General features: G+C 34.2%; 1 pseudogene. It reads left to right on the top strand.

Annotation, left to right across the window (positions count from 1 at the left end):
* Window positions 1–323: 323 nt before the first annotated feature.
* Window positions 324–412 (top strand): annotated as a pseudogene (locus ACYUCW_RS18195) (type VI secretion system tube protein Hcp); the annotation flags it as partial.

Raw genomic sequence — 412 nt, 5'->3', positions numbered from 1 at the left:
GTTACAAAATATATTTTTATGTACATAGTGTTTCTTGGGTTGCGAGCAATTTGTCTATTTATTCATCATATTTTATGCTGATAAACACTTTTTATGACTGTTTTTACAGCATGATATAGCGATATTTCAACCAGTTTACGCTAAGTGACTTATCCTAGAGAGATACAAAAAAAACGGGCTGTTTACAGCATATTGATAAGATTTTATTATCCTTTACCGAAGTCTTACCGTGCGCACTGGCTAAGATGACAGACATGACTAACGGATTGTTTTTAAGACAATCATTTAATTTAATTTGTCGTTTTTGATAAAAGGATATTGTTATGCCAACTCCTTGCTATATTTCCATTGAAGGAAAAACTCAGGGCAACATCACTGCAGGCGCGTTTACTGCAGATTCTGTCGGCAACAT

Source organism: Proteus sp. MB838 (assembly GCF_054767435.1).
The sequence above is the reverse complement of the archived record's forward strand: the minus strand, read 5'-3'. Positions and strand labels throughout refer to the sequence as shown.